Source organism: Pseudoalteromonas sp. S558 (assembly GCF_005886635.1).
Classification (GTDB): domain Bacteria; phylum Pseudomonadota; class Gammaproteobacteria; order Enterobacterales; family Alteromonadaceae; genus Pseudoalteromonas; species Pseudoalteromonas aliena.
The window spans coordinates 1-811 of sequence record NZ_PNDU01000367.1 but is presented as its reverse complement, the minus strand read 5'-3'; the positions used below and the strand labels follow the sequence as shown (position 1 = coordinate 811).

Genomic DNA, 811 nt, shown 5'->3' with positions numbered 1-811 from the left:
TGTAGGCGTAGAGCTTGCTCAGGCGAGAAGCGAAGTTTCTAATACCCAAACTCATCATTATAAATATACACAGTCCCAAAATGGGTATTCACCAACCTCATTTGCAAGGCTTGCCCGTAAAGGATTTGCAACAATATAGCGGGCTTGGTTAATTAAATCCTCTTCACTTCTGAGTTGATGCTCAAAGTAGCCTTGCTGCCAAACCTTCCCACTAGAACAATTAAACTTATTTATTTTTACGGTGGTAATGCTTTTATATTGTTTTATAACCTCAGCAAGAGGTAAATCATTTAATTGAAATAACCAATGTAGATGATCTGGCATTAACGTATAACAAACCGTATTCACCTTATTTTGCATATAAAGCAAGCTTCGTGCAGCGATACAAGCATTTTCAAAGCTCTTAAATAACAGAGCTCTTTGGTTTGTGCATATTGTTATGGAGTAAAAGTGGCTTTTTGAAGTGTATCGCCCTGTTAATAATTTTTTAGAGGAATACATAAAATTTTAATTTATTGGGTTTTTTATAAATATAGATAAAACGTGCTGTTCAACAAGTTATATTTTATAGCGCTGAGGTAAATATATTGCTGTAGGCGTAGGGTTTGCTCACAGCAGAAGCGCAGCTTCTAATTACTTAACCATTTAAAAACTGTGTTTTTATACGCCAGCAAGCTGCGCGTCTACAAGTAATAGCAAATAATGGAACGCATTTCTTGTAGGCGTAGAGCTTGCTCACGCGAGAAGCGCAGCTTCTAAATATTAACCAATTTAAAAACTGCGTTTTTATACGCCAGCATCCTCCTCGTCG

Annotated in this window: 1 protein-coding gene; it reads right to left on the bottom strand. The window is 36.7% G+C overall.

Annotation, left to right across the window (positions count from 1 at the left end):
• Nucleotides 1–57: 57 nt before the first annotated feature.
• Entirely contained in the window at nt 58–501 is a 444-nt protein-coding gene (locus CWB66_RS19440) for an REP-associated tyrosine transposase (RefSeq protein WP_138586645.1), read from the bottom strand.
• Between the last annotated feature and the right edge of the window lie 310 nt (nt 502–811).

Bases quoted from the DNA above. Each gene is read 5' to 3' on its own strand.
- CWB66_RS19440 (WP_138586645.1), bottom strand. From the start codon at position 501: ATGTATTCCTCTAAAAAATTATTAACAGGGCGATACACTTCAAAAAGC.